The sequence below is a fragment of the Bradyrhizobium sp. SZCCHNR1098 genome (genome assembly GCF_032489375.1).
In the GTDB taxonomy this organism is placed as follows: domain Bacteria; phylum Pseudomonadota; class Alphaproteobacteria; order Rhizobiales; family Xanthobacteraceae; genus Bradyrhizobium.
The window spans coordinates 509065-533855 of the sequence record NZ_JAUEXY010000001.1; the positions used below are offsets into that span (position 1 = coordinate 509065).

Annotated in this window: 21 protein-coding genes; 14 read left to right on the forward strand and 7 right to left on the reverse strand. The window is 66.4% G+C overall.

All coding sequences use genetic code 11. The features are described from left to right. Window positions 1–410 precede the first annotated feature (410 nt). A complete protein-coding gene (locus tag QX135_RS02305; protein ID WP_316180671.1) occupies window positions 411–1169 on the reverse strand; it encodes an SDR family oxidoreductase in 759 nt (252 codons plus the stop codon). Between the two features lie 187 nt (window positions 1170–1356). On the opposite strand from QX135_RS02305, the gene QX135_RS02310 reads away from it, so the two are divergent. Then, window positions 1357–2883 carry a malonyl-CoA synthase gene (locus tag QX135_RS02310; RefSeq protein ID WP_316180669.1) on the forward strand — a complete coding sequence of 509 codons (1527 nt, stop codon included), beginning with the start codon at window positions 1357–1359 and terminating at the stop codon, window positions 2881–2883. Between the two features lie 7 nt (window positions 2884–2890). Here QX135_RS02310 and QX135_RS02315 read toward each other — a convergent pair whose 3' ends face one another. Next, entirely contained in the window at window positions 2891–3148 is a 258-nt protein-coding gene (locus QX135_RS02315; protein ID WP_315778175.1) for a hypothetical protein, read from the reverse strand. Window positions 3149–3706: 558 nt separating this feature from the next. Here QX135_RS02315 and sdhC point away from each other — a divergent pair. From sdhC to QX135_RS02365, 10 genes are all read left to right on the forward strand, one after another. Next, entirely contained in the window at window positions 3707–4105 is a 399-nt protein-coding gene (gene sdhC / locus QX135_RS02320; RefSeq protein WP_008965547.1) for a succinate dehydrogenase, cytochrome b556 subunit, read from the forward strand. Between the two features lie 20 nt (window positions 4106–4125). Continuing rightward, complete coding sequence (sdhD, locus tag QX135_RS02325; RefSeq protein WP_315740508.1) at window positions 4126–4500, forward strand: succinate dehydrogenase, hydrophobic membrane anchor protein; 375 nt, start codon at window positions 4126–4128, stop codon at window positions 4498–4500. A gap of 3 nt (window positions 4501–4503) precedes the next feature. Next, the gene (sdhA, locus tag QX135_RS02330; protein ID WP_315785744.1) at window positions 4504–6342 is read left to right on the forward strand and encodes a succinate dehydrogenase flavoprotein subunit; all 1839 of its coding nucleotides are present in this window, start codon (window positions 4504–4506) and stop codon (window positions 6340–6342) included. Window positions 6343–6390: 48 nt separating this feature from the next. After that, window positions 6391–7173, forward strand: coding sequence for a succinate dehydrogenase iron-sulfur subunit (locus QX135_RS02335; protein ID WP_315740445.1), 783 nt, complete (start codon window positions 6391–6393; stop codon window positions 7171–7173). A gap of 121 nt (window positions 7174–7294) precedes the next feature. Further along, on the forward strand, window positions 7295–9445 hold the full coding sequence (locus QX135_RS02340) for an ATP-binding protein (RefSeq protein WP_316180666.1): 2151 nt from the start codon (window positions 7295–7297) through the stop codon (window positions 9443–9445). A gap of 64 nt (window positions 9446–9509) precedes the next feature. Then, entirely contained in the window at window positions 9510–11465 is a 1956-nt protein-coding gene (locus QX135_RS02345; protein ID WP_316180664.1) for an ABC transporter ATP-binding protein/permease, read from the forward strand. Window positions 11466–11583: 118 nt separating this feature from the next. Further along, a complete protein-coding gene (locus QX135_RS02350; protein WP_316180662.1) occupies window positions 11584–12411 on the forward strand; it encodes an FkbM family methyltransferase in 828 nt (275 codons plus the stop codon). An 86-nt stretch (window positions 12412–12497) separates the two neighbouring features. Beyond that, window positions 12498–12983, forward strand: a complete 486-nt coding sequence (locus QX135_RS02355) for a pyridoxamine 5'-phosphate oxidase family protein (protein ID WP_316180660.1) — start codon at window positions 12498–12500, stop codon at window positions 12981–12983. Next, window positions 12983–13201, forward strand: coding sequence for a hypothetical protein (locus QX135_RS02360; RefSeq protein WP_315758646.1), 219 nt, complete (start codon window positions 12983–12985; stop codon window positions 13199–13201). Before QX135_RS02355 ends, QX135_RS02360 begins: the two co-directional genes overlap by 1 nt. Before the next feature lie 244 nt (window positions 13202–13445). Further along, window positions 13446–15548 (forward strand): OmpA family protein, encoded by a 2103-nt coding sequence (locus QX135_RS02365; RefSeq protein ID WP_316180658.1) that lies wholly within the window; start codon window positions 13446–13448, stop codon window positions 15546–15548. Between the two features lie 244 nt (window positions 15549–15792). Here the strand turns inward: QX135_RS02365 and argG are convergent, their stop codons facing one another. The 5 genes from argG to QX135_RS02390 all read right to left on the reverse strand — a co-directional run bounded on the left by argG (window position 15793) and on the right by QX135_RS02390 (window position 20651). Continuing rightward, window positions 15793–17130: an argininosuccinate synthase gene (gene argG / locus QX135_RS02370; RefSeq protein WP_316180656.1), complete on the reverse strand. Its 1338-nt coding sequence runs from the start codon at window positions 17128–17130 to the stop codon at window positions 15793–15795. A gap of 113 nt (window positions 17131–17243) precedes the next feature. After that, a complete protein-coding gene (locus tag QX135_RS02375) occupies window positions 17244–18023 on the reverse strand; it encodes a phosphatase PAP2 family protein (protein WP_315740453.1) in 780 nt (259 codons plus the stop codon). Between the two features lie 46 nt (window positions 18024–18069). Beyond that, window positions 18070–18555 (reverse strand): hypothetical protein, encoded by a 486-nt coding sequence (locus QX135_RS02380; RefSeq protein ID WP_316180654.1) that lies wholly within the window; start codon window positions 18553–18555, stop codon window positions 18070–18072. 157 nt (window positions 18556–18712) lie between these two features. Further along, window positions 18713–19924, reverse strand: coding sequence for a 23S rRNA (adenine(2503)-C(2))-methyltransferase RlmN (gene rlmN, locus QX135_RS02385; RefSeq protein ID WP_315785761.1), 1212 nt, complete (start codon window positions 19922–19924; stop codon window positions 18713–18715). Window positions 19925–20039: 115 nt separating this feature from the next. Then, on the reverse strand, window positions 20040–20651 hold the full coding sequence (locus QX135_RS02390) for an invasion associated locus B family protein (RefSeq protein ID WP_315778183.1): 612 nt from the start codon (window positions 20649–20651) through the stop codon (window positions 20040–20042). Between the two features lie 263 nt (window positions 20652–20914). Here QX135_RS02390 and QX135_RS02395 point away from each other — a divergent pair, with 263 nt between their 5' ends. The 3 genes from QX135_RS02395 (at window position 20915) to QX135_RS02405 (ending at window position 24740) form a co-directional block, all read left to right on the forward strand. Next, window positions 20915–21889 carry an NADPH:quinone oxidoreductase family protein gene (locus QX135_RS02395; RefSeq protein ID WP_316180650.1) on the forward strand — a complete coding sequence of 325 codons (975 nt, stop codon included), beginning with the start codon at window positions 20915–20917 and terminating at the stop codon, window positions 21887–21889. Window positions 21890–22404: 515 nt separating this feature from the next. Further along, window positions 22405–23412, forward strand: a complete 1008-nt coding sequence (locus QX135_RS02400) for a hypothetical protein (protein WP_315740458.1) — start codon at window positions 22405–22407, stop codon at window positions 23410–23412. Window positions 23413–23561: 149 nt separating this feature from the next. Continuing rightward, a complete protein-coding gene (locus QX135_RS02405; RefSeq protein WP_315740459.1) occupies window positions 23562–24740 on the forward strand; it encodes a TAXI family TRAP transporter solute-binding subunit in 1179 nt (392 codons plus the stop codon). Window positions 24741–24791 lie beyond the last annotated feature (51 nt).

The window sequence follows — 24791 nt, forward strand, 5'->3', positions numbered from 1 at the left end:
CGCCCTCATGATTCGAGGGCGGTGAGTTTCAGCACAGCTCGGGCGCATCGTGTCGTGAGAACGAGATCGTTCGCCTTCGATCTGCGTCTCGGAGGCAACGACGGGTGCGCCAACCACAGCTGTCGTCCCGGGCAAGCGCGAAGCGCGCCGACCCGGGATCCATAACCACAGGGTTCAGTTGTCTTGCGCGGGACTCGCAGCCTGCCTCTTACAAACATCGTGCGGCATGGGTCCCGTTCGCAGGGACGACGCCGGTTATTTGGCGCGCGCTCGGCCCTCACGATCCAAATAATAAAGAGAGGGACATTGCCGGGTATTTGCCCGAACCGAAGTTGCGGACCTGGTCGCGTACGACCAAGTCCTGGGCAGTAGTTGTAGGCGCGCTCGCCGTGCTTGATATCCGGCGCTCCTCAATCCCTGTTGCCCGGCGTCTGAATGAACCCGCGATTCCATGTCGGGCTGATCAGGATCTCGTTGACGCAGACGCGCGGCGGCATGTTGGCCACGAACGCGATGGTGCGGCCGAGGTCTTCCGGCTGCAGCATCCGCGCCTGCTCCTCGGCGCTCGGCGCCACCGGGCGCTGCTCCAGGATCGGCGTGGCGACCTCGCCGGGCATCAGGCAGCAGGCGCGCAGGCCGTTCACGCATTCCTCCATGTTGAACGAGTGCGTCAGCGCCAGCACCGCGTGCTTGGTCGAGGTGTAGGCCGGTCCCGGCATCTTCGAGACATGGCGGCCGGCCCAGGACGAGACGTTGATGATGGTGCCGTCCTGCTGCGCCCGCATCGCCGGCAGCACCGCCTTCATGCAGTAGAGCACACCGTTGAGGTTGATCTCGACCAGCTGGTTCCAGCCCTCGATCGTCATGTCGTCCCAGCGCCGCTTCGGCACGTTGACGCCGGCGGAGTTGACCAGCAGATCAATGCGGCCGTGCCGCGCCAGGATGGCATCGGCCGCGGCCTGCACGTCGGCGGCCTTGGCGACGTCGAGCGGCACGGCCTCGGCCGTGCCGCCCGCCGCGGCAATCTGGGCCACCACGGCCTGGAGCGCGGCCGTGCGCCGGCCCGAGGCGATCACCGTCCAGCCCTCGGCCGCGAGCGCCAGTGCGCCGGCCTCGCCGATTCCGGTGCCGCCGCCGGTGATCCACGCGATCCGTTTTCCCTTGACCATATCCCAGCGTCTCCCGGTTGCCTTCGAAAGGGCGTTTTTGCTAGAGCAGCCTCGATCAGAGATGGCGACCGTGGTGACTGCGATGTCACCGGTCTTGTTCGCTGTCCCGGCCCTTTTCGTCTTCGTCGAGCATGATGTTCCGCCGGCTGGCACTGCCGGCCTGCCGATGCTCCCAGGGGAATGTTGCATGAACCAAGCCGCCAACGCCAATCTGTTCTCCCGCCTGTTCGATGGCCTCGACGATCCCAGCCGCCTGGCGATCGAGACCCATGACGGCCAGCGCATCACCTATGGCGATTTGATCGCGCGGGCAGGCCAGATGGCGAACGTGCTGGTGGCCCGTGGTGTGAAGCCGGGTGATCGCGTCGCGGCGCAGACCGAGAAGTCGGTGTCCGGCCTTGTGCTCTATCTCGCCACGGTCCGTGCAGGCGGCGTCTATCTGCCGCTCAACACCGCCTATACGCTCAACGAGCTCGACTATTTCATCGGCGACGCCGAGCCGACCGTCGTGGTGTGCGATCCCGCGAAGGCCGAAGGCATCGGCGCGCTGGCGGCCAAGGTCGGCGCCAAGGTGGAAACGCTCGATGCGTCAGGCACGGGCTCGCTGACGGAAGCCGCCGACAAGACCGGCTCCGCCTTCACCACCGTGCCGCGCAGCGCCGACGATCTCGCCGCCATTCTCTATACGTCGGGCACCACCGGCCGCTCCAAGGGCGCGATGCTGTCTCACGACAATCTCGCCTCGAACTCGCTGACCCTGATCGACACCTGGCGCTTTACCAAGGACGACGTGCTGATCCACGCGCTGCCGATCTATCACACCCATGGTCTGTTCGTGGCCAGCAACGTCACGCTGTTCGCGCGGGCGTCGATGATCTTCCTGCCCAAGCTCGATCCGGACCTGATCATCAACCTGATGGCGCGCGCCACCGTGCTGATGGGTGTGCCGACCTTCTACACGCGGCTGCTGCAGAACCCGCGGCTGTCGAAGGAGACGACGAGCCACATGCGGCTCTTCATCTCCGGCTCGGCGCCGCTGCTCGCCGACACCCATCGCGAGTGGTTCGCGCGCACCGGCCATGCCGTGCTCGAGCGCTACGGCATGACCGAGACCAACATGAATACGTCGAACCCGTATGACGGCGAGCGCGTGCCCGGCGCGGTCGGCTTCCCGCTGCCCGGCGTGTCGGTGCGCGTCACCGATCCGGAAACGGCCAAGGAGCTCGCGCGCGACGAGATCGGGATGATCGAGGTCAAGGGCCCGAACGTGTTCAAGGGCTATTGGCGGATGCCGGAGAAGACCAAGTCGGAATTCCGCGACGATGGTTTCTTCATCACCGGCGATCTCGGCAAGATCGACAAACAGGGCTACGTCCACATCGTCGGCCGCGGCAAGGACCTCGTGATCTCCGGCGGCTTCAACGTCTACCCGAAGGAGATCGAGAGCGAGATCGACGCCATGCCGGGCGTGGTCGAGTCCGCCGTCATCGGTGTGCCGCATCCTGATTTCGGCGAAGGTGTCACCGCGGTCGTGGTGCGCCATCCGGGGGCTGATGTCAGCGAGGCCGGCGTGCTCAAGGGCCTCGACGGCCGATTGGCAAAATTCAAGATGCCCAAGCGCGTGTTCGTGGTCGACGAGCTGCCGCGCAATGCGATGAGCAAGGTGCAGAAGAACGTGCTGCGTGATCAGTACAAGGACATCTATACGAAGTGACGGCGGCCTAGCGCCGTCGTCCGATCGCGAGGCCGGCGAGCGCGGCCAGCGGCGGCGCGGCGCAGATCAGCACGAATTCGAGCACGGCGAGCGAGGCGATCTCGTGCTGGATGGCGAATGCGAGACAGGCGGCGAACAGGCCGGAGGCGGTGAAGCCGAGCACGCAGGTCAACGGCTCCTCGGCGGGCTCGTGCGACGACACCTTGCGCGCCGGCAGGGCCGCCGGGCGTTCGGTGGTTGTCGGTCGGACCGTCGGCAGCGGCATCGAGGCTCCCTGCACCGCGTCTGTTGCACGTCGTTTGAGACTAAGCCGCTTCGCCGGGCGGCGACATGCGGCAAAATCGACCGGCGGAGGGGCCGTTTGCGCGGCGAGGAACCTGGGAGATCGAGGGAGATTTGCTGCAGCGCAGGCGGTCGCCGACGCAGGTTGTTGCTCCGCGTATCGCTCCGGGCAGGTTTGCAGAATCGTCAGATGGCACTGGCTCTTGTCGCGAAACCCGCTTCCTCAAGACCGAGGTTAAGCGGTGAATCAATGCTCGACAGTCGGCGCTATTCAACAGTCTCGCCGCGTTGGTAACGGCCTTGGTGAGGAGATAAGAATGAACGATGGTTCGTCATATCCGGTCAGGATGGGTTTCTGGTATACCACGGCGGCCATTGGCCCTTTTTCCACCGGTCGCCTAATACTGAATCGTCGTTCGGTTTTGGGCGATTTGTTCGTTGCAACGCCTGTTCCTTCTCCGTAAATAAAGCCCGCCTTGCCGATCCACATGGCCGCAAGTCCCTTCCGTTCACGGCCCACAAGAAATCATCAAAGCAACCAATGACAGCCAGGATCGAACGACCGCTTTCGCCGCATCTGCAAACCTACCGCTGGACGCTGACGATGATCCTCTCGATCGTCCATCGCGCCACCGGGGTTGCACTATATTTCGGGACGCTGCTGCTGGCCTGGTGGTTGATCGCCGCCGCGTCTGGTCCCAGCGCCTACTCCTACGTCCAGGGGTTCATGGGCAGCTTCCTCGGTCGCCTGATCGTGTTCGGCTACACCTGGGCGCTGCTGCACCATCTCTTGTCCGGCATCCGCCACTTCGTCTGGGACCTCGGCTACGGCTTCAAGCCCAATGAGCGCGAGACGCTCACCTGGGGCGCCCTGATCGGGGGCATCACGTTGACTGTCCTGGTCTGGATCGTGGCTTACGCAGTGGGAGGCGGCCGATGAGCAACGCACGCGCGAAGTCGATGCGCACCCCGCTCGGCCGCGTCCGCAACCTCGGCGCGGCCCATTCGGGCACCGGTGATTTCTGGCGCCAGCGCATCACCGCGGTCGCGATGACCCTGTTGATCGTGCCGGTCGTGATCGTGGTGATCATGCTGCTCGGCCGCAACCAGGCCGGCGCGGCGCAGATCCTGGGCTCGATTCCGATTGCCGTGATTATGCTGCTGTTCGTGATCGCGAGCTGCTGGCACATGAAGATCGGTATGCAGGTCGTGATCGAGGACTACGTGCACAGCGAGCCGCTCAAGCTCGTCGCGATCATGGCCAACAACTTCTTCGCGGTGACCGTGGCGCTCGCCTCGATCTACGCCCTCATCAAACTTTCCACTGGAGTCTAGGCCATGGCCGGCGGAGCAAATGGCAGCGCGAACGGCGCGCCCGCGACGAACGGAAAAGCATATCCGATCGAGGACCACACCTATGACGTCGTCGTGGTCGGCGCCGGCGGCGCCGGCCTGCGCGCGGTCGTCGGCTGCAGCGAGGCGGGCTTGCGCACCGCCTGCATCACCAAGGTGTTCCCGACCCGCTCGCATACGGTGGCGGCGCAGGGCGGCATCTCGGCCTCGCTCGGCAACATGCATCAGGACGACTGGCGCTGGCACATGTACGACACCGTCAAGGGGTCGGACTGGCTCGGCGACCAGGACGCGATCGAGTACATGGTGCGCAACGCGCCCGAGGCGGTCTACGAGCTCGAGCATTGGGGCGTGCCGTTCTCGCGCACCGAGGACGGCAAGATCTACCAGCGGCCGTTCGGCGGCATGACCCTGGACTACGGCAAGGGCCAGGCGCAGCGCACCTGCGCCGCCGCCGACCGCACCGGCCACGCCATGCTGCACACCATGTATGGCCAGTCGCTGCGGCACGCCGCGGAGTTCTTCATCGAGTTCTTCGCCATCGACCTGATCATGGACGACCAGGGCGTCTGCCGTGGCGTCATCGCGCTCAAGCTCGATGACGGTACGTTGCACCGCTTCCGCGCCCAGACCACGATCCTGGCGACCGGCGGCTACGGCCGTGCCTACGCCTCCTGCACCTCGGCGCACACCTGCACCGGTGATGGCGGCGGCATGGCGCTGCGCGCCGGCCTGCCGCTGCAGGACATGGAGTTCGTGCAGTTCCACCCGACCGGCATCTATGGCTCGGGCTGTCTTGTCACCGAAGGTGCGCGCGGCGAAGGCGGCTATCTCGTCAACGCCGAGGGCGAGCGCTTCATGGAGCGCTACGCGCCGTCCGCAAAGGACCTCGCCTCGCGCGACGTCGTTTCCCGCGCGATGACCGTCGAGATCCGCGAAGGCCGCGGCGTCGGCCGGAAGAAGGACCACATCTTCCTGCATCTCGACCATCTCGATCCGAAGGTGCTGCAGGAGCGCCTGCCCGGCATCTCCGAATCCGCCAAGATCTTCGCCAACGTCGACGTCACGCGCGAGCCGATCCCGATCGTGCCGACCGCGCACTACAACATGGGCGGCATCCCGACCAACTATCGCGCCGAGGTGCTGACCAAGAAGGACGGCGACGACAATGCGATCGTGCCCGGCCTGATGGCGGTGGGCGAGGCGGCCTGCGTCTCCGTGCACGGCGCCAACCGGCTCGGCTCGAACTCGCTGATCGACCTCGTGGTGTTCGGCCGCGCGGCGGCGCTGCGGCTGGCCGAGAAGCTGACGCCGAACGGCAAGCAGCCGGACCTGCCCAAGGACTCCGCCGATAAGGCGCTGAGCCGGCTCGATCATTATCGCCACGCCTCCGGCGGCACGCCGACCGCGAAGCTTCGCGAGAGCATGCAGAACGTGATGCAGACCAACTGTGCCGTGTTCCGCACCGGCGAGGTGCTGCAGGAAGGCCACAACCTGATCCACAAGGTGTATGGCGGCATCGGTGACATCGCAGTGTCCGATCGCTCGCTGGTGTGGAATTCCGACCTGATCGAGACGCTGGAGTTCGACAATCTGATCGCGCAGGCGGTCGTGACGATGGACTCGGCGGCGAACCGGACCGAGAGCCGCGGCGCCCATGCACGCGAGGACTTCCCGGATCGCGACGACACGAACTGGATGAAGCACACGCTGGCGTGGATCGACAGCAAGGATGGCAAGACCACGATCGATTACCGTCCGGTGCACAACTACACCATGACCAACGACGTGCAGTACATTCCGCCGAAGGCGCGCGTGTACTGATCGCGTGTGACCTGAGCCCGTCCGTCAAACCCAAGAAGGCCTTCCGAAATGGCTGAGTTCGCACTTCCGAAGAATTCTCAGATCACCGGCGGCAAGACCTGGCCCAAGCCGGCCGGCGCCGCCGAGGTTCGCGAGTTCAAGGTCTATCGCTGGAATCCGGACGACGGCAAGAATCCGAGCGTCGATACCTATTACGTCGACGTCAAAGATTGCGGCCCGATGGTGCTGGACGGCCTGATCTGGATCAAGAACCACATCGATCCGTCGCTGACCTTCCGCCGCTCCTGCCGTGAGGGCGTGTGCGGCTCCTGCGCGATGAACATCGACGGCCAGAACACCCTGGCCTGCACCAAGTCGATGCACGACGTGAAGGACGGCGCGGTCAAGATCAACCCGCTGCCGCACCAGCCTGTCGTGAAGGACCTGGTGCCGGACCTCACCAATTTCTACGCGCAATACGCCTCGATCGAGCCCTGGCTGAAGACGACCTCGCCGACGCCGCAGAAGGAATGGCGGCAGAGCCACGAGGATCGCGAGAAGCTCGACGGCCTCTACGAGTGCATCCTGTGCGCCTGTTGCTCGACCTCGTGCCCGAGCTACTGGTGGAACAGCGAGCGCTATCTCGGTCCGGCCGCGCTGCTGCAGGCCAACCGCTGGGTCAAGGACAGCCGCGACGAGGCGACCGGCGAGCGGCTCGACAACCTCGAGGATCCGTTCCGGCTGTATCGCTGCCACACCATCATGAACTGCGCCAAGGCCTGCCCGAAGGGGCTCAACCCGGCCGAGGCGATCGCGGAGCTGAAGCTCAAGCTGGTCGAGCGGCAGATCTAGCCGGGCCGAGCACTTTCGATCTGACCTTCCGCGCCCGAAACTGGTGCAAGTTCCGGGCGCGGCTAGTTTGTAGCTGCCGTCGATTGCGTTAAGCTCGTGGCCCTTTGAAGCCGGAGCGACCGTGCAGACCGCACAACGCAAATCGCTGACGATGCTGCGCTGGATGATGATCGCGTCCCTCGCGCTTCCCGTCGCGCTGTTCGTGATCGCGGCCTACGTATCCCACGGCACGACATATGAGGAGGCCGATCGCGAGATCCGGCGCTCGCTCGAAATCGTCCACGAGCACGCGCTGAAGGTGTTCGAGACCATCGAACGCAGCCTCTCGGAGATCGACGAGGTCGTCCGCGAGCTGTCGGATGCCGACATCAAGGCGCGCGAGCAGGTGCTGCATGCCCGGTTGCGGCAATTATCGGATGCGCTGCCGCAGATGAAGTCCGCCTGGGTGTTCGACGCCAATGGCCGGCCGCTGGTCAACAGCATGATCTATCCGGCGCCGGACATGACGTTCCTCGACCGCGACTACTTCAGTGCCCACGTCAAGGACAGCATCGGCACCTTCATCGGCGCGCAGTTGACGCCGCGGCCGCCCTATCAGGGCGCGCCGTTCTTCAGCATCAGCCGCCGCCGCCAGAGCGACGACGGCAGCTTCACCGGCATCATCCAGGCTTCGGTGCTTCCGGATTATTTCGAGCATTTCTATGCCCGGATCGGCCGGGCGCCCGGCAGCTACTTCGCGCTGCGCCGCTTCGATGGCCTCATTCTGGCGCGCTTCCCGGCCGGCGGGAGAAGCGCGGCCGCGGGCCCCAGCGACGTCCCCGCCGGGGCCGCAGATACGGAGCAGCTCGTGACCGAGATCTCGCCGGTCGATGGCGTTGAGCGTCTCGTCGGCTATCAGCGGCTCGGTGGCTATCCAGTCTACGTCTCGGCAGGGCTGGCGACGTCGACCATCCGCAACCGCTGGCTCGGCACGATCGGCCGGCACCTCATCTTCGGCATCCCGGCAACCGCGCTGCTCATCGTCTTCCTGGCCCTTGCCCGGCGGCGGACCGAGCGCCTGCATGTCGAGGCCGCCCGCCGCCTCGAAGCCGAGGATGCGCTCAAGCACGGTCAGCGCATGGAGGCGCTGGGACAACTGACCGGCGGCGTCGCGCATGACTTCAACAATCTGCTGACCGTGATCCGGGCCTCGGCCGATCTGTTGCGCCGGCCGAATCTGGCTGATGAGCGGCGGCAGCGCTATATCGACGCGATCTCGGATACGGTGGCGCGCGCATCGAAGCTTACGTCGCAGCTCCTCGCGTTCGCCCGGCGCCAGACGCTGAAGCCGGAGGTCTTCGACATCGGCCGCAGCGTCGTCGCCCTGCGCGACATGACCAAGACCCTGGTCGGGTCGCGCGTCGAGGTCGTGGTCTCCGTTCCCGACGAGCCGTGCTACGTCAATTCCGACGCCGGCCAGTTCGAGACGGCACTGATCAACCTGGCCGTCAATGCCCGCGATGCGATGGCCGGCCAGGGACGTCTCAGCATCACCGTCGCCCCAGCAGCGGCGCTGCCGACGCCGTCGGCGCCGCACGACCGTCCGCCGCTGGGCTATGTCGCCATCACCGTCCAGGACACCGGCGTCGGCATCCCGTCGGAGCATTTCGGACGCATCTTCGAGCCATTCTTTACGACCAAGACCATCGGCCAGGGCACCGGCCTCGGTCTCTCGCAAGTGTTTGGCTTCGCCAAGCAGTCCGGCGGCGAAATCGGGGTCACGAGCGAAAAGGGGCGCGGCGCGACGTTCACGCTCTATCTGCCGCGCGTCGCTCCAGCCCAGGTGCAGCGTGGCGAGGACGGCAGCCATGCGGAGCCGATCGGCGGTCGAGGCATGTCGGTGCTGGTGGTCGAGGACAACATCGACGTCGGCAGATCGGCGACCGAAGCGCTGGCCGAGCTCGGCTATCGCACCACGCTGGTCGACAACGCCAGAGACGCGCTGGAGGAGCTGATCGGCGGCACCAGCCGGTTCGACGTCGTCTTCACCGATGTCGTGATGCCCGGAATGACCGGGCTGGAGCTTGCCGAGGAAATCAGGCGGCTCGAGCTCAACGTGCCGGTCGTGCTGGCGAGCGGTTACAGCCATGTGCTGGTGCAGCAGGGCACGCACGGCTTCGAGCTGCTGCGCAAGCCCTATTCGATCGAGGAATTGTCGCGTGTGCTGCACAAGGTCGTTCCCGTGCCGCTGTATCGCGCCCCACCGATGGCGCCGAACACGCAGGTGCCCTGAAAGCGGCGCGAATTGCGCGGGAACCCGGGTGGGAACCTTCTGGTTGCGTTGCTGTTATCGCGGAATGGGACAGGTTCAGGACATCGCGCGGCCGGGGGCACAGGCGTCGGAGAAGGCGCCGATCATCGAGATCGCCGCTGAGAATGGTACCCAGGTCGAGCCGCCGCCGCCCGAACTGGTGGAGCCCGATCCGGAGCTGTCGCCCGAAGAGGCCGAGCAACTGCGCAAGCGCTATCTGCTGACCCGGTTCTGGATCAGCGCCCGCGGCTATTGGGGCAAGAGCGGCGACCGTCTGGCGTGGGCGTTCACGCTCGGGCTGCTGTTCCTGATCGTTGCGGCTGTCGGATTTCAGTACGGCATCAACGTCTGGAATCGGTCGATCTTCGATGCGATCGAGAAGCGCGATTCGGCGACCGTCTTTCATCTCACCGCGATCTTCTTCCCGCTTGCGATCGGCAGCGTCATTCTCGGCGTCGCCCAGGTCTATGCGCGCATGGCGATCCAGCGGCGCTGGCGCGCCTGGCTGACCAACAGCGTCGTCACCCGCTGGCTGGCCAGCGGGCGCTACTATCAGCTCAATCTCGTCAGCGGCGACCACAAGAATCCGGAATACCGGATCGCCGAGGATCTGCGCATCGCGACCGATTCGCCGGTCGACTTCATCGCCGGCGTGACCTCGGCGCTGCTTTCGGCTGCGACCTTCATCGTCGTGCTCTGGACCATCGGCGGCGCGCTGACGCTGCATCTCGGCGCCACCGAGCTCACCATTCCCGGCTTTCTGGTCATCGCCGCGATCGCCTACGCCGCCATCGCCTCGGGCTCGATCATGACGATCGGCCGCCGCTTCGTGCAGGTCTCCGAGGACAAGAACCAGGCCGAGGCCGATTTCCGCTACACCCTGACCCGCGTCCGCGAAAACGGCGAGAGCATCGCCCTGCTCGGCGGCGAGACCGAAGAGCGCGCCGGCATCGACCGGACGTTCGGCAACGTGCTGCAGCAATGGGCGCGGCTCGCCGGCCAGCACATGCGCACCACCCTGGTGTCGCAGGGCTCCAGCCTCATCGCTCCTGTCGTGCCGCTGCTGCTGTGCGCGCCGAAATTTCTCGACGGCAGCATGACGCTCGGGCAGGTGATGCAGGCGGCGAGCGCGTTCACGATCGTGCAGACCGCGTTCGGCTGGCTGGTCGACAACTATCCGCGGCTCGCGGATTGGAATGCCTGCGCCCGCCGCATCGCCTCGCTGATGATGTCGCTCGATGCGCTGGAACGTGCCGAGAGAGGCGACGGCGTCGGCCGCATCAAGCGCGGCGAGACCACCGGCGACGCGATGCTCAGTCTGAATGATCTGCAGGTGACGCTCGACGACGGTACCGCCGTGGTCGGCGAGACCGAGGTCGTGGTCGATCCCGGCGAGCGCCTGCTCGTCGCGGGCGAATCCGGCACCGGCAAGCGCACGCTCGTGCGCGCCATCGCCGGGCTGTGGCCGTGGGGCGGCGGCAGCATCAACCTCCACCCCGACCGCAAGCTGTTCATGCTGCCGCAGCGGCCCTACGTGCCATCGGGCACCCTGCGCCGGGCCGTCGCCTATCCCGGGGCTGCCGAGGATTGGAGCGTGGCGCAGGTCGGCGAAGCCCTGCACAAGGTCGGTCTCGACCATCTCAGGGACAAGATCGAGGAGGACGCGCCCTGGGATCAGACGCTCTCCGGCGGCGAGAAGCAGCGTCTCGCCTTCGCGCGCCTGCTGCTGCACAGCCCCGACATCGTCGTGCTCGATGAAGCCACCTCCGCGCTCGATGAGAAGAGCCAGGACCGGATGATGGAGATCGTGACGTGCGAGCTGCCGCAGGCCACCATCGTCAGCGTGGCGCATCGTGCCGAGCTGGAGGCCTTCCACAGCCGCAAGATCGTGCTCGAGCGGCGCAAGGGCGGCGCCAAGCTCGTCAGCGACATTGATCTCATTCCGCGCAAGGGACGGCGTCGCCTGATCGGCCGTTTCCTGCGTCAGCGCAAGGCGGCCTGAGCGGCTCGGGTGTTGCCTCAGCGCGGTCCTGGTGACGACACAATGCGGCCACGCCGCCTGCATTGGAGATCGCGGCGAAACCGGCTATCACACGTCGCCCTCAGCCCAGGACGCGACCTTGACGCCCGACAACGATCCTTCTCCGCCCTCCTTTGGTGCCTTCGCTCCGAATGCCGCCCAGGCACTGGTGATCCGGCTGGCGCACGGCTCCGGCCTGAAGCGCGGCGCGTTCCGGCCGATGTTGACGCGCGTCGTCAACGTGCTGGGGGCAGGTCCTCTGGATGTCGGCTATCAGGGCGCCAATTTCCGCTTCTATCATCAGGTCAGTGCGACCGAACGTGGTGCGCTGTTCAATCCCGACTACAATCGTGAGGAGCTGGATTTCCTGCGCAGCCACGTTCCGCCGGGCGGCGTGGTGGTGGATGTCGGCGCCAATGTCGGAACGTTTGCCTTGCCGCTCGCGCGTCACGTCGGGCCGAGCGGTCTCGTGATCGCAGTGGAGCCGCATCCGGTCACACATGCGCGGCTGAGCTTCAATCGCGATGCGTCCGCGCTGTCCCAGGTCAGGCTCGTCGCGGCGGCGGCAGGCGAGAGCGACGGCGAGGTGATGATCGAGACTGATGGCGACAATCTCGGCGCCAGCCACATCGTGACCGGAGAGGCGGGTGCTGAGGCATTCAAGGTCCCGTCGTTGCGGCTGCAGACCATCCTCGAACAGGCCGGAGCGACCACGGTCGATGCGCTGAAGATCGACGTGGAAGGCTTCGAGGACCGTGTGCTGACCTGCTTCTTCCGTGACGCGCCTGCCGCGTTGTGGCCGCGGGCCGTCGTCATCGAACACCTGTCGCGCGAGGAATGGCAGAACGATTGTCTCGCCGACATGCTCGGTCGCGGCTACCGCGAATGCGGCCGCACGCGCAGCAACACGCTGTTGCTGCGCGGCTGAATCGGCATTCTGTCGCCGTCCCCAATACGTCCGGAACATCGGCGCCCCACGCGGCGTTGTCGTCCCTGACATTGAGGGAGCCGGCCATGAGCAACGACAACGCGCGCGACCAGGGTCGCGTTTGGGACCTGATGAAGAAGATCGGCTTCGCGATGCTGGTCACCCGCGACGGTGACAGGCTGCGGGCACGGCCGATGAGCGCCTATCTCGCGCGCGACGAGAACATGATCTACTTTCTCACTGACGCGCGGCATCACAAGGACGAGGAGATCGCGCGATCGCCCCAGGTCAACCTGTCGTTCGCAGACGCCGGCAGCCAGAAATACGTGTCGCTGACGGGCACCGCGGCCATTTCCAACGATCGCGGCAAGATCCGAGAGCTGTTCTCGACGCCGGCCAAGGCCTGGTGGGACAGCGCCGAGGATCCGAACATCCGCCTTTTGAAGATCACGCCCGACGACGCCGAGTTCTGGGACTCGCCCGGCACCATCGTGCGCTACGTCAAGATGGCGGCGGCCGCCGTCAGCGGCACGCGTCCCGACCTCGGCGACCATCGAAAGGTTGCGATGTGATGCCGATCGAACCGCCAGAGATTCCGCCGGCGACGCCGGGCCGCCCGGTCGAACCGCCGCCGGAGGATCCGGTTGGCAATCCGCAGCCCGACATTCCGCCGCCGGTGTACGAACCCGATGCGCCGGCGCCCCCGCGCGAGCTGCCCGGGCAGACGCCAGACGAAATCCCCGGCCGAGGGCCGCTCGGCCCGACCACGCCCAATCCGGCCACGGATTGACCGCGATTGAGTGGTCATGATGATCGCCTGCGAAGGGGCTGGCCGTGCGCCGGTCCCGCATTTCGGCGATTGGGCCAAGCCCTTGAAAATCAAGACTGAATGAAACCTGAATGGCGGCCCTGCGGGGGTGGTTTCGCGTCGAAATAAATCCGCCTGCGGATTTGAACTGCGCCACAATCCGGCCTAACGCATACTCGTTGATCTCTCCGTGCTTGAAAAAGATCGTTCCGGGAAAACAAGACACATGAGCAAACTTCGCGTCCTGCTGCTGGCGACGACTGCGCTGTCGGCGATGCAACTAATGAGCTCCGGCTCCCGCGCGCAGAGCGCGCCGATGATCATGGCGCAGGGTCCAGGCGGCCCCGGCGGCGAGGTCGGCCCGGACGGTCGGCCCAAGCAACCGCCGCATGGTCAACCGCCAGGCCCGCCGCAGCGGCCGGGTGGCCCGCCGCCGGCCGCTGCACCGCCCCACCAGGCACCGCCTGCAGCTCCGCAGCCGCCGGCGGCGGCTCCGCCTCGTCCTGCTCCCCCGCCGCCTCCCCCGGCAGCGGCGCCGCGGCCCGCGCCTCCGCCACCTCCCCCGCCGCCCCCGCGTGCGGAGCCACCGCGCCCCGCACCGCCGCCGCCGCGCGCAGAGCCGCCTGCGGCTCCTCCGCCGCGTCCGACACCGCCGCCGCCCCCGGCCGCTGCGCCTCCGGCGCATCCGCCGGCTCCGCCGCCCGTGGTGCGCGAGCCTCCGCGTCCGGCGGCTCCGCCTGCTCCGCCGCCGCCCGCTGCGGCACCATCACGGCCGACGCCGCCTTCGCCGCCCGTGGTTGCTCCGCCTCCGCCTCCAGCTCCGCCTCCAAGTGCGGCGCCGACTCAGCGGCCTGGAACGCCGCCGCCCCCGGCTGGCGCGACGCCGCCCCATTCGCCGCCGGCCGCAAGCCCCTCGCCGCAGCCTTCCGCCGTGCCGAGTCCCCCTCCGGGTGGACCGACGCCAGGAGGCCGGCCGGGCGCTGGTGGCCCGCCGCCTGGCTCCCCGCAAGGCGGGCCCCCGCCGCGGGGTGCTCCCACCGCGCCGGCCGGGACGGTCGCGCCTGCTCCGGGAACCCCGCCGGCGCCACCCGCGCCTGCGGCCACCCAGACGCCGTCGCAGCAAGGCACGCCGTCCGGCAGCCCGCCGCCCGGCGGACGTCCGGGAACGCCTCCAGGCGCTCCGGGTGCGCCGCCTCCAGCGGCAGGTCCCGGTGCTGCTGGACCGGGGCCGGGACCCGCCGGCGCGCCGCAGGCCGGTCCGGGCGCTGTGCCGCCGGCCGGACCCCCGGCCATGTCCAATCGGCCGCCGCCGCAGGTCACTGCGCCCATCCCGGCGCCGCCACCGCCGACGGCACAGCAGCTCACGCCGATCGCGCCGGGCGCGCCGATGGCTGGGCCGCAGCGGCTGGACGATTTCCGCGGCCAGCGCCGCGAGGTCCAGGAGGGCGGTCGCACACTGATCTACGAGCCGGGACGCGTCATCGTGCGCGATCCGAGCGGCCAGTCCTTCGTGCGTCACGACGAGCTCGAGCGCTTCCGCTACGGCGCGCGTGACATCCGCGTGCAGCGGGAGGATCGCGGCGAGATGCGCACGGTGGTGATCCGCCCCGACGGCAGCCAGATCATCACGGTCACGGCGGCCGACGGCCGGCTGCTGCGCCGCATCCGCCGCGATATCGGCGGCCGCGAGATCATCATCATCGACAACGCCTACCGCGATCCCGCCGCGGTCGGCGGCTTCTATGTCGACCTGCCGCCGCCAGAGATCCGCATCCCCTACAACCGCTACATCGTCGACGCCGAGGAGGCGCCGCCGGATGTCATCTACGACACGCTGATCGCGCCACCGGTGGAGCGCGTCCAGCGCCGCTACTCGCTGGACGAGGTCCGCTACTCCCCGTCGGTGCGCCAGCTGATGCCGTCGATCGATCTCAACACGATCACCTTCGAAACCGGATCGTGGGAGATCGGTCCCGACCAGGTGGCGAAGCTGCAGGTCATCGCCGACGGCCTCAACCAGGCGATCCAGCGCAACCCGCGCGAGGTCTTCCTGATCGAAGGCCACACCGACGCGGTCGGCAACGAGACCGACAATTTGTCGCTCTCCGATCGCCGAGCCGAATCGGTCGCCACGCTGATGACGCAGCAGTTTGGCGTCCCCGCGGAGAATCTGACCTCGCAGGGCTATGGCGAGCAGTATCTGAAGGAGCAGACGCAGGGGCCGAGCCGCATCAACCGGCGCGTCACGGTCCGCCGCATCACGCCGCTGCTCAATGGCGGCCAGGCCGCGCTGCCGCCGCCGCCTCCGGGCGTGGCACCGCCGCGCTGAGGTTGCGTCAGATCTAAAAATGAAAATGGCCGGGAGCGATCCCGGCCATTTTTGTAAGTGGCAATCCGTTTCGTCCTGTTCGGTGTCGTCCCCGCGAACGCGGGGACCCATACTCACGGGATCCAGTTTTGCGACGGCTGGAGCCGCAGCCGGCTCTCACCATGTCAGTCGGTGGATATGGGTCCCTGCGTTCGCAGGGACGACAGCGGTGGAGACGGGGAGGATTGCGCTCGACAGCTCCAACTCAGCTCTTGTCGTGGCCGAGCTGGAAGATCTCCGCGCCTTCCGATCCCGACAGCAGGCCCGTATCCGAATAGAGCTTCAGCTTGGTGCGGGTGTCGGTGATGTCGAGATTGCGCATCGTCAGCTGGCCGATGCGGTCGGCAGGCGTGAAGGCGGCGTCCTCGACCTTCTCCATGCTCAGCCGCTCCGGCTGGTAGGTCAGGTTTGGGCTCTCGGTGTTGAGGATCGAGTAGTCGTTGCCGCGGCGCAGCTCCAGGGTCACCTCACCGGTGACGGCGCGCGCCACCCAGCGCTGCGCGGTCTCGCGCAGCATCAGGGCCTGCGAATCGAACCAGCGGCCCTGATAGAGCAGGCGACCGAGGCGCGTGCCGCTGATGCGGTACTGCTCGATCGTATCCTCGTTGTGGATGCCGGTGACGAGCCGCTCATAGGCGATGTGCAGCAGCGCCATGCCCGGCGCCTCGTAGATGCCGCGGCTCTTGGCCTCGATGATGCGGTTCTCGATCTGGTCGCTCATGCCGAGACCATGACGGCCGCCGATCGCGTTGGCCTCCAGGAACAGCGCCACGGGATCGCTGAAGGTCTGCCCGTTCAACGCGACCGGCTGACCCTCCTCGAAGCGGACCACGACCGTCTCCGGCTTCACGGCGCAATCCTCGCGCCAGAACGGCACGCCCATGATCGGATTGACGATGCGGATGCCGTTGCTGAGGCTCTCGAGATCCTTGGCCTCGTGGGTGGCGCCGAGCAGATTGCTGTCCGTCGAATACGCCTTCTCGGCGCTCATCTTGTAATTGAAGCCGTTGGCGGTCAGGAACGCCGACATCTCGGCGCGGCCCCCGAGCTCGTCGATGAACTGCTGGTCGAGCCAGGGCTTGTAGATCTTGAGATTGGGATTGGTGAGCAGGCCGTAGCGGTAGAACCGCTCGATATCGTTGCCCTTGTAGGTCGAGCCGTCGCCCCAGATGTTGACGCCGTCCTCCTTCATCGCGGCGACCAGCATGGTGCCGGTGACGGCGCGGCCGAGCGGCGTGGTGTTGAAATAGGTGATGCCGCCGGTCGAGATGTGGAAGGCGCCCGACTGAATCGCGGCGATGCCCTCATGCACCAGCTGAGTGCGGCAATCCACGAGGCGCGCCTTCTCCCCGCCGAAGCTCAGCGCCTTGCGCGGGATCTCGTCGTAGTCGGACTCGTCGGGCTGCCCGAGATTTGCCGTGTAGGCAAAGCAACGCGCGCCCTTCTGCTTCATCCAGAGCAGCGCGGCGCTGGTGTCGAGGCCGCCGGAAAAGGCGATGCCGACTTTCTCGCCCTTGGGCAGGCTTTTCAGGATCGTGGTCATGGGAGAGTCCAACCAGTGTTTAGGGCTGTGCCGTTCAGAAATTCGGGCGCGAATAACAGATTTTGCGTTGCTGGGCACGCCTTTAATGGCGACTGAGGGTGACCGGCCCGCGCTCAGGCCGCGGGGCTGGTATCCGCGGTACGGCGGCCGAACAGCCGGCGCATCAGGCGGAAGCCCGGCCAGGCGAAGCGGGTCAGGGCGGCGTCGATGCCGGCGTCGGTGAGGCGGGTGGACGGCCAGCGGTAGATGTAGCCGTGCAGCAGCCAGATCACGATGAAGGTGACGAGGCCGGCGGCGGCGATGTCGGTGAGGAAGTGGCCGCCGAAGGCCATCCGCAACACCGAGGTGGCGAGGCCGAACAGGACAGCGGCGCCGTAGGCGACGGGCCGGATCGCCGGCGGCGTCAGCGCGGCCGGCGCCAGGGTCCAGAATGCGGTGGCACCCTCACCGGAGAAGAACGAGCAGTTGCGGCCGCAGCCGCCGCGCGGATCCCACCACGGCACGAACTGCATGTCGCCGCCGAACTCGGCCACGACGACCGGGCGCGGCCGGCCCCAATAGGATTTGAAGGTGAAATTGGTGAGCACGCCGGCCGAGAGCGACAAGGTCAGCAGCAGGAACGCCATGGTGCGGCCCTTCACCAGCAGGGGCCGGTCGGGACGGATGAGCTTCACCACCAGCGCAACGATGGACGGCAGCGCGATGCCCCAGGCGAGCCACATCGCGGCATCGCGCGCGAACGCGGCATAGCCGTCGAGCTTCAAGGGGAAGCTGCGCGTGCGCGGATCGTAGAACAGCGCGGCCAGCTTGAGATCGAGCTCGGGATAGACGCCGAACAGCACGCCGATGACGAGCGCGAGCGACAATGCGATGAAGAGGCCGGTCCGGTTCATGACGCGCGGTTTAGCGAAAGCAGGTGGCGATGGAAAGGCCGGCGGCTCAATGTGGCGATCCCGACGGCAACGGTGGCGGTGGCGGCAGACGCGGCGGCGGCTCGCGCCAGCGGCCGGCGTTGCGCCCGGCAATCAGCCAATAGACCAGTCCGCCGACGATGCCGGCGCCGGTCAGGATCTCGAGATGGCGGCGCACGATGCCTTCGAAGCGGAAGGTCTCGGGATCGAACGGGACGAGACCGAGATAGCAGGCTGCGCCGACCACCCCGCCGCCGATCGCATAAGCAACCACGCTGCGGATCGAGAACGCCTCGGTGATCAGTGAGATCAGCAGCGCCGGGATCAGCGCGAAGCCCGACACGAAGATGAAGCCGAAGCCGATGATGACCTCGAACGCGCCCTGATCGATCGGGCCGTTGCCGAGATCGGCGAACTCCGGAAACAGGATCGCGGTCACGACGATCAGCCCCGCGAGGAAGCACGCGCCGAGAAAGGCGAAAGCGATCACGAAGAGACGGCCAATCAGCGCCATGGCTTTAGACCCGTGTTACCCAAGCGAGGCCCCGCTTTCTTCGCTCGTCATGGCCCGGCTTGAGCCGGCCATCTATCATTCAGTCGATGAATTGATGGGTGCCCGGGTCAAGCCCGGGCATGACGATCTTGTTCGGAGATGCAGGCGCGATCAATCATCAATCCGTCATCGCCATCGCGCGCAGTGCCTGACGCTCCCGCGCGGACAGCTTCTCCGTCTCCGACTTCAACTGGCCGCAGGCGGCGAGGATGTCGCGGCCGCGCGGCGTGCGCACCGGCGAGGAGTAGCCGGCGTTGAAGACGTATTCGGAGAACTTCTCGATCTGCTCCCAGTCCGAGCACTCATAGGCCGAGCCGGGCCAGGGATTGAACGGGATCAAATTGATCTTGGCCGGGATGCCCTTGAGCAGCTTGACCAGCAGCCTGGCGTCATCGAGCGAATCGTTGACGCCCTTGAGCATCACATATTCGAAGGTGATGCGCCGCGCGTTGGAGGCGCCCGGGTAGTCGCGGCAGGCCTGCAGCAGCTCTTGGATCGGATATTTGCGATTCAGCGGCACCAGTTCGTTGCGCAGCTCGTCGCGCACGGCGTGCAGCGAGATCGCCAGCATCACGCCGATCTCCTCGCCGGCGCGCTTGATGTTCGGCACCACGCCCGAGGTCGACAGCGTGATCCGGCGGCGGGAGATGCCGATGCCCTCGTTGTCCGAGACGATCAGCAGCGCGTCGCGCACCGCATCGAAATTGTACAGCGGCTCGCCCATCCCCATCATGACGATGTTGGTGATCAGCCGGTTGCCGAGCGGGGTCTCGCGGTCGGCCCAGTCGTTCAACCGGTCGCGCGCCACCATGACCTGGCCCACGATCTCGCCCGCGGTGAGGTTGCGGACCAGCCGCTGCGTACCGGTATGGCAGAACGCGCAGTTCAGCGTGCAGCCGACCTGCGACGAGACGCACAAGGTGCCGCGATCGGTCTCGGGGATGTAGACGCACTCGACCTCGTGGGCCTTCTGCAGATCGTCGCCGCTCGGCAGCCGCAGCAGCCATTTGCGGGTGCCATCGTTGGAAATCTGTTCGGCCACGACCTCGGGACGGTCGACCGTGAAACGTTCGGAAAGCGCGGTGCGCGTGTCCTTCGACACGGATGTCATCTCGTCGAACGACTTGGCGCCGCGGAAATAGATCCAGTGCCATAGTTGCTGCACCCGCATCTTCTGCTGGCGCTCGGGCACGCCGATGTCGCCGAGCCTGGCCGCCAGCTCCGCACGCGACAGGCCGATCAGCGAAGGCTTCGCCGGCGGGACGTAGGTTTCGAGCGGAGTCTTTTCGAGGGGCGCGGAGGAATCGCGCAGCCCGGCAGTCGTTGCCATGTCGATGGGCCCAAAGTGCTGCCCGGCCGCGGCGGCCGAAGGCTTTCAGCGGGCATATATAACGATCCGGCCGGCAAATGCGACCCGCCCGGCGAACGGTATCGGCGGCTGCCGTCTACCGGCGGCAATCCTGCGCGATGCGGTCGAGCGCCTGGGCCAGGCCCTTCAGTGAGAACACGTCGGTGGTCTCCGTGCCCTTGACCGAGACGCCCTTGACCACCGCCTCGGGCGCCTTGCGCATGGCATCGACCATCCGCTCTTCCTCGGCGGCGTTCTTGATCCAGAGCCCGTCGCCCTGGGTATACATGGCATAGGAGGCGCCGCCGACCTCCACCGCGGCGTCGGATCCGGGCTTCAGCGCATAGCCGATCATGATCGAGACCTCGTTGAAGACCTTCTCGGAGGGCCGCGTCGACACGAAGGCATAGGCAGGATCGCGCGGACGGTTGGGCGGATTGGTCTTGGAAGATGTCGGCTTGGCCAGCGCGAAGCAAACCTTCTTGCCGCCGGGCATCGCGGTATAGGCGCCCCAGCCGCCGAACTGTCCGATCAGCGTCGGTTCCGCCCCGCCGATATTCGGGACGGCTGGCTTCGGTTCCGATTTCGGTGCCGCCTTCGATTGCGGAGCGGCGGCCCTCGGCGCAGCGCTCTGCGCCGCAGCGAGGCTCGGTGCTCCGAACAGCAGCACGCTGCCGACCAGCGTTGTCAACAATCGCCCGAACAACATGATACGTTGAGTTCCCCCGCGACTTCGTTCCACCAATATTGTGACTGGAAAATGGCCCGGAATCGCTGATCCTTGGTCGCGATGGATAGCGGCTAAACGCTTCGCTTGCAAAGGCCGCAGACCTGGATTGTCCGGCGCTCCGCGTCCTTGGGCCGGCGCCGCGCACATGCCGCGGCCTCATGATGATTGTGGCGCGGCGGCAAATCCGGCATGACGTTCCCAAAGCCGGACCTCGATCCGGCACCAACGACCAAGGAGCGCCAATGAAAGCCATTCTCTGCTCGCAATTCTGCCAGCCCGACGATCTCGTCCTCACCGAGGTGCCCGATCCGGTGGCCGGTCCCGGCGAGGCTGTGATTGCGATCAAGGCGGCGGCGCTGAACTTCTTCGACATCCTGATGATCCAGGGCAAGTACCAGATCAAGCCGCCGTTCCCGTTCTCGCCGGGTGCGGAGGTTGCGGGTATCATCGAAAGCGTTGGCGATGGCGTCACCGACCTGAAGATCGGCGACCGCGTCGTCGCCTCCTGCGGCCATAACGGCGCGCGCGAGAAGATCGCGCTGCCAGCAGCGTCGATCGTCAAGATCCCGGACAATCTCGATTTCGACCGCGCCGCCGGCATCATCATCATCTACGGCACTGCGCTGCATGCGCTGGAGGATCGCGCCAGTCCGAAGCCGGGCGAGACCTTGGCCGTGCTCGGCGCGGCCGGCGGCACCGGCCTTGCGGCGTGCGAGCTGGGCAAGCTGATGGGGTTGAAGGTCATCGCCTGTGCCTCTTCGGACGAGAAGCTCGAATTCGCCAGGCAGCACGGCGCGACGCTGACGCTGAACTACGCCAAGGAGGATCTCAAGGAGGGGCTGCGGCGGCTCACCGACGGCAAGGGCGCCGACATCATCTTCGATCCCGTCGGTGGTGCCTACGCCGAGGCGGCGCTGCGTTCCATCGCCTGGGAGGGCCGCTTCCTGGTGATCGGCTTCGCCGCCGGCGACATCCCGAAAATGCCGCTGAACCTCGCGCTGCTGAAGGGCTGTGATATCCGCGGCGTGTTCTGGGGCGCCTGGACCCGACTCAACCCCGCCAAGAACCGCGCCAATCTTGAAAAGCTCGTGCGGTGGACCGCAGAGGGCAAGCTGTCGTCGCATGTCGACCGCACCTTCCCGCTGGCGCAGACCGCCGATGCCTTGAAGGTGCTCGCCGGCCGCCAGGCGATGGGCAAGGTGATCCTGCACCCCTGAGGACGTGCGATGAAGGCGCCCGGGGTGCGTATCCCCGGGGTAGCCTCGCCCTGATCCGCGCAACCAAACCGAGCAGAGCCCTGCCTGCTCTGCGGACGGCTTGCTCGAGCCGGCCCGAGGTCGCTGTGACATCCTCGCGCTGCGAGGCGCCGCAAATTTGTTCTGCGGGCTGCCGCGCCGGCGTCACGGATTCGCAACCGGAAGCAGAAAATCCGAAAACGAGCGTTTCTTGGTTAACGCAACCGAGCCACATTGTGGCATGGTAAATTGTAGGGCTTGGCTGTTGTTATTTCGACGTTTCTGGATTTGGTGCGGTGCGATGTCGCACTCGCGTTGCCACAATCAGATCAAAATATTTCCAGAATCATGCCGGCTCTCGTCCACTTTTAGTCGGATTCAATTAGTCAATTAGTTGTCGGCAGTGGGGTGCCTCTGGCAATCGTGACGTGTCTCGAGCTTCTGACGGGCTTGGGACCAAAAGTATGTTGCGTGAAGTTGAGATGGGGATGAAGGCCATGGCTGAGCGGACGACGCGCGGGCGTTTCAACAACAGAACTCCTTCGGAGCCTGACTTCAGGCCTTTCCCCGATGAACTCCCTCAGGAGCGCCCACCGAACTATCGTTTCGGCCGGTCGACCCAGGACAACTATCCAAACGACGAATCGATGCCGATGTTCCTCTCTGAGTATGAGAGCGGCAATCAGATCGACAGCACGCATTTCGAGGACCAGTGGCCGGTGCGGACCCGCCGCGTGTCGGTCTCGTCCCGGATTCTTCTCGCCGTGGTGGCTGCGGCCGGCGTCGCGGTGCTCTTCGCGCTTGTCACCTCGGATGCGACGCGCGACCTGATCGCCAGTGCCAAGGCTTCCATCATCGGCGCCACGCCGGATCCGACGGCCCCGCCGCAGGCCACCAACACGCAGCTCACCGCGCGCGACATGCAGCTGAACGAGCCGGCGCGACTGCCGCCCGAGCCGCCGGCTGCGGCGGCGCCGGTGCAGACGGCAGCCGTGGCCCCGACGCGTGACGACATCGCCAACGCCTACCAGACAGCGCTGCAGAATCGTAGCGTGACGCAGCCCGCGCCGGTTGCAGCACCACCGAGCTTCGCCACGGCACCGTCCGCGCCGGCCCCGAGCGCGATGGAGCCATCCTCGATCAATTCGCCTGGCGCGGGATCGGCAATCGTTGCACCCGGCCTCGGCGCCGTGACCGCTGCTCCGCCGCCCGCGCAGGTCCGCCGGCTCGATCCCGACGAGCTCGCGGGCATCATGAAACGCGCCAAGAGCCTGCTGGCCGCGGGCGACATTCCGCCGGCGCGACTGCTGCTGGAGCGCGCCGCCGAGGCGCAAGAACCGGCCGCGGCGCTGATGCTTGCGCAGACCTACGATCCGCACGTGCTGGGAACGAAGGACATCCGCAACATCAATGCCGATCCGGCTGCGGCGCGCAACTGGTACCGCCGCGCCGCCCAGCTCGGCTCGACCGAAGCGCAGCGCAGGCTCGATCAGTTGCAGAACTGAACGCTCGTGACGGCAGCGATGCCGCCCCGTTTCATTTTTTTGTTTCACGCGTGATTTTCGAGTCCGTTCATGGGCGACGCCAGGCGAGACTTGGTGCTGCCCGCGTTCCGGCTCGTAAACATGTGCCAACCTTACATCGAGGGGGACAGATGCGACGTGTTGTTGGAGCGGCCGTAGCCGCAATGATGATGATAGCGTGCGGCTTTGCTGCCCACGCCGAGGAAGGCGAGTTCGACCCCGCCAAGGTGAGCGACAGCCTCAAGGCGATCTTCCAGTTCGGCTCGGTGCAGACCAAGCAGGCGCTGAACGCCAACACGGTGACGCTCATCACCGGCACCATCGGCGGCACCTATGTGCAGTTCGGCGCCGACCTGGCCTCGCTGCTCGATGACGGCAACAATCTGCGCGTCTTGCCGATCGTCGGCCGCGGCTCGGTCCAGAGCGTGGCCGACATCCTGTTCCTGCAGGGTGTCGATCTCGGCATCGTCCGAGCCGACACGCTCGACTATCTCGAGCGCAAGGGCTTCGCCAAGGACATCAAGCGGCAGTTCACCTACGTCACCAAGCTCTACAACGAGGAGATGCAGGTCATCGCGCCACGCGCGGTGCGCACGCTGCGTGACCTCGAAGGCCGCCGGGTCAGCGTCGACCTGCCGAATGGCGGCACCTTCGTCACGGCGCTGACGGTGTTCGAGCGGTTGGGCCTGCGCGCCAACTTCGCCTATATCGAGCAGCGCATCGCGATGGAGAAGCTGAAGCGCGGCGAGCTCGATGCCGTCATCGTGGTCGGCGGCAAGCCCTACAAGTCGGTCAGCACCTTCGTCAACGACGGCCGCTTCCATCTCGTCAACGTCGATTACGATCGACCGCTGCAGACCGACTACCTGCCGGCGACCCTGACCGCGAAGGACTATCCGAACCTGATCGCCGAGGGCGAGAAGGTCGACACGATCGCTGTGCCGGCCGTGCTCGCCGCCTATAATTGGGCGCCGAACACCGACCGCTATCGCAAGCTCGCGACCTTCGTCGATGCCTTCTTCACCAAATTCCCGGCATTCCAGAATCCGCCGTTCCATCCGAAGTGGAAGGAGGTCTCGCTGTCGGCACCGCTGGCCGGCTGGCAGCGGCTGCCGTCCGCGAGCAAATGGCTGGAGAGCCATGCCATGGAAGGCGCACAGCGCGACCGCTTCGATGACTTCCTGAAGCAGAGCAGCGCCGGCAGGGCGATGCCGAGCGAGGCCGACCGCGAGGCGCTGTTCAAGCAGTACCAGGCCTGGGAGGCCGAGAAGACCGGCAGCGCCCGCGCCCAGGCGCGCGGCCAGCGCTGAGCTCGTAGCGTTCAACGAGGTCCCATCAGGAGAAAAGCCCCGCGAACGCGG

Coding starts and splice junctions, on each gene's coding strand:
- QX135_RS02305 (WP_316180671.1), bottom strand. CDS start 1,169: ATGGTCAAGGGAAAACGGATCGCGTGGATCACCGGCGGCGGCACCGGA.
- QX135_RS02310 (WP_316180669.1), top strand. CDS start 1,357: ATGAACCAAGCCGCCAACGCCAATCTGTTCTCCCGCCTGTTCGATGGC.
- QX135_RS02315 (WP_315778175.1), bottom strand. CDS start 3,148: ATGCCGCTGCCGACGGTCCGACCGACAACCACCGAACGCCCGGCGGCC.
- sdhC (WP_008965547.1), top strand. CDS start 3,707: ATGACAGCCAGGATCGAACGACCGCTTTCGCCGCATCTGCAAACCTAC.
- sdhD (WP_315740508.1), top strand. CDS start 4,126: ATGCGCACCCCGCTCGGCCGCGTCCGCAACCTCGGCGCGGCCCATTCG.
- sdhA (WP_315785744.1), top strand. CDS start 4,504: ATGGCCGGCGGAGCAAATGGCAGCGCGAACGGCGCGCCCGCGACGAAC.
- QX135_RS02335 (WP_315740445.1), top strand. CDS start 6,391: ATGGCTGAGTTCGCACTTCCGAAGAATTCTCAGATCACCGGCGGCAAG.
- QX135_RS02345 (WP_316180664.1), top strand. CDS start 9,510: ATGGGACAGGTTCAGGACATCGCGCGGCCGGGGGCACAGGCGTCGGAG.
- QX135_RS02355 (WP_316180660.1), top strand. CDS start 12,498: ATGAGCAACGACAACGCGCGCGACCAGGGTCGCGTTTGGGACCTGATG.
- QX135_RS02360 (WP_315758646.1), top strand. CDS start 12,983: ATGCCGATCGAACCGCCAGAGATTCCGCCGGCGACGCCGGGCCGCCCG.
- QX135_RS02365 (WP_316180658.1), top strand. CDS start 13,446: ATGAGCAAACTTCGCGTCCTGCTGCTGGCGACGACTGCGCTGTCGGCG.
- argG (WP_316180656.1), bottom strand. CDS start 17,130: ATGACCACGATCCTGAAAAGCCTGCCCAAGGGCGAGAAAGTCGGCATC.
- QX135_RS02375 (WP_315740453.1), bottom strand. CDS start 18,023: ATGAACCGGACCGGCCTCTTCATCGCATTGTCGCTCGCGCTCGTCATC.
- QX135_RS02380 (WP_316180654.1), bottom strand. CDS start 18,555: ATGGCGCTGATTGGCCGTCTCTTCGTGATCGCTTTCGCCTTTCTCGGC.
- rlmN (WP_315785761.1), bottom strand. CDS start 19,924: ATGGCAACGACTGCCGGGCTGCGCGATTCCTCCGCGCCCCTCGAAAAG.
- QX135_RS02390 (WP_315778183.1), bottom strand. CDS start 20,651: ATGTTGTTCGGGCGATTGTTGACAACGCTGGTCGGCAGCGTGCTGCTG.
- QX135_RS02395 (WP_316180650.1), top strand. CDS start 20,915: ATGAAAGCCATTCTCTGCTCGCAATTCTGCCAGCCCGACGATCTCGTC.
- QX135_RS02400 (WP_315740458.1), top strand. CDS start 22,405: ATGGCTGAGCGGACGACGCGCGGGCGTTTCAACAACAGAACTCCTTCG.
- QX135_RS02405 (WP_315740459.1), top strand. CDS start 23,562: ATGCGACGTGTTGTTGGAGCGGCCGTAGCCGCAATGATGATGATAGCG.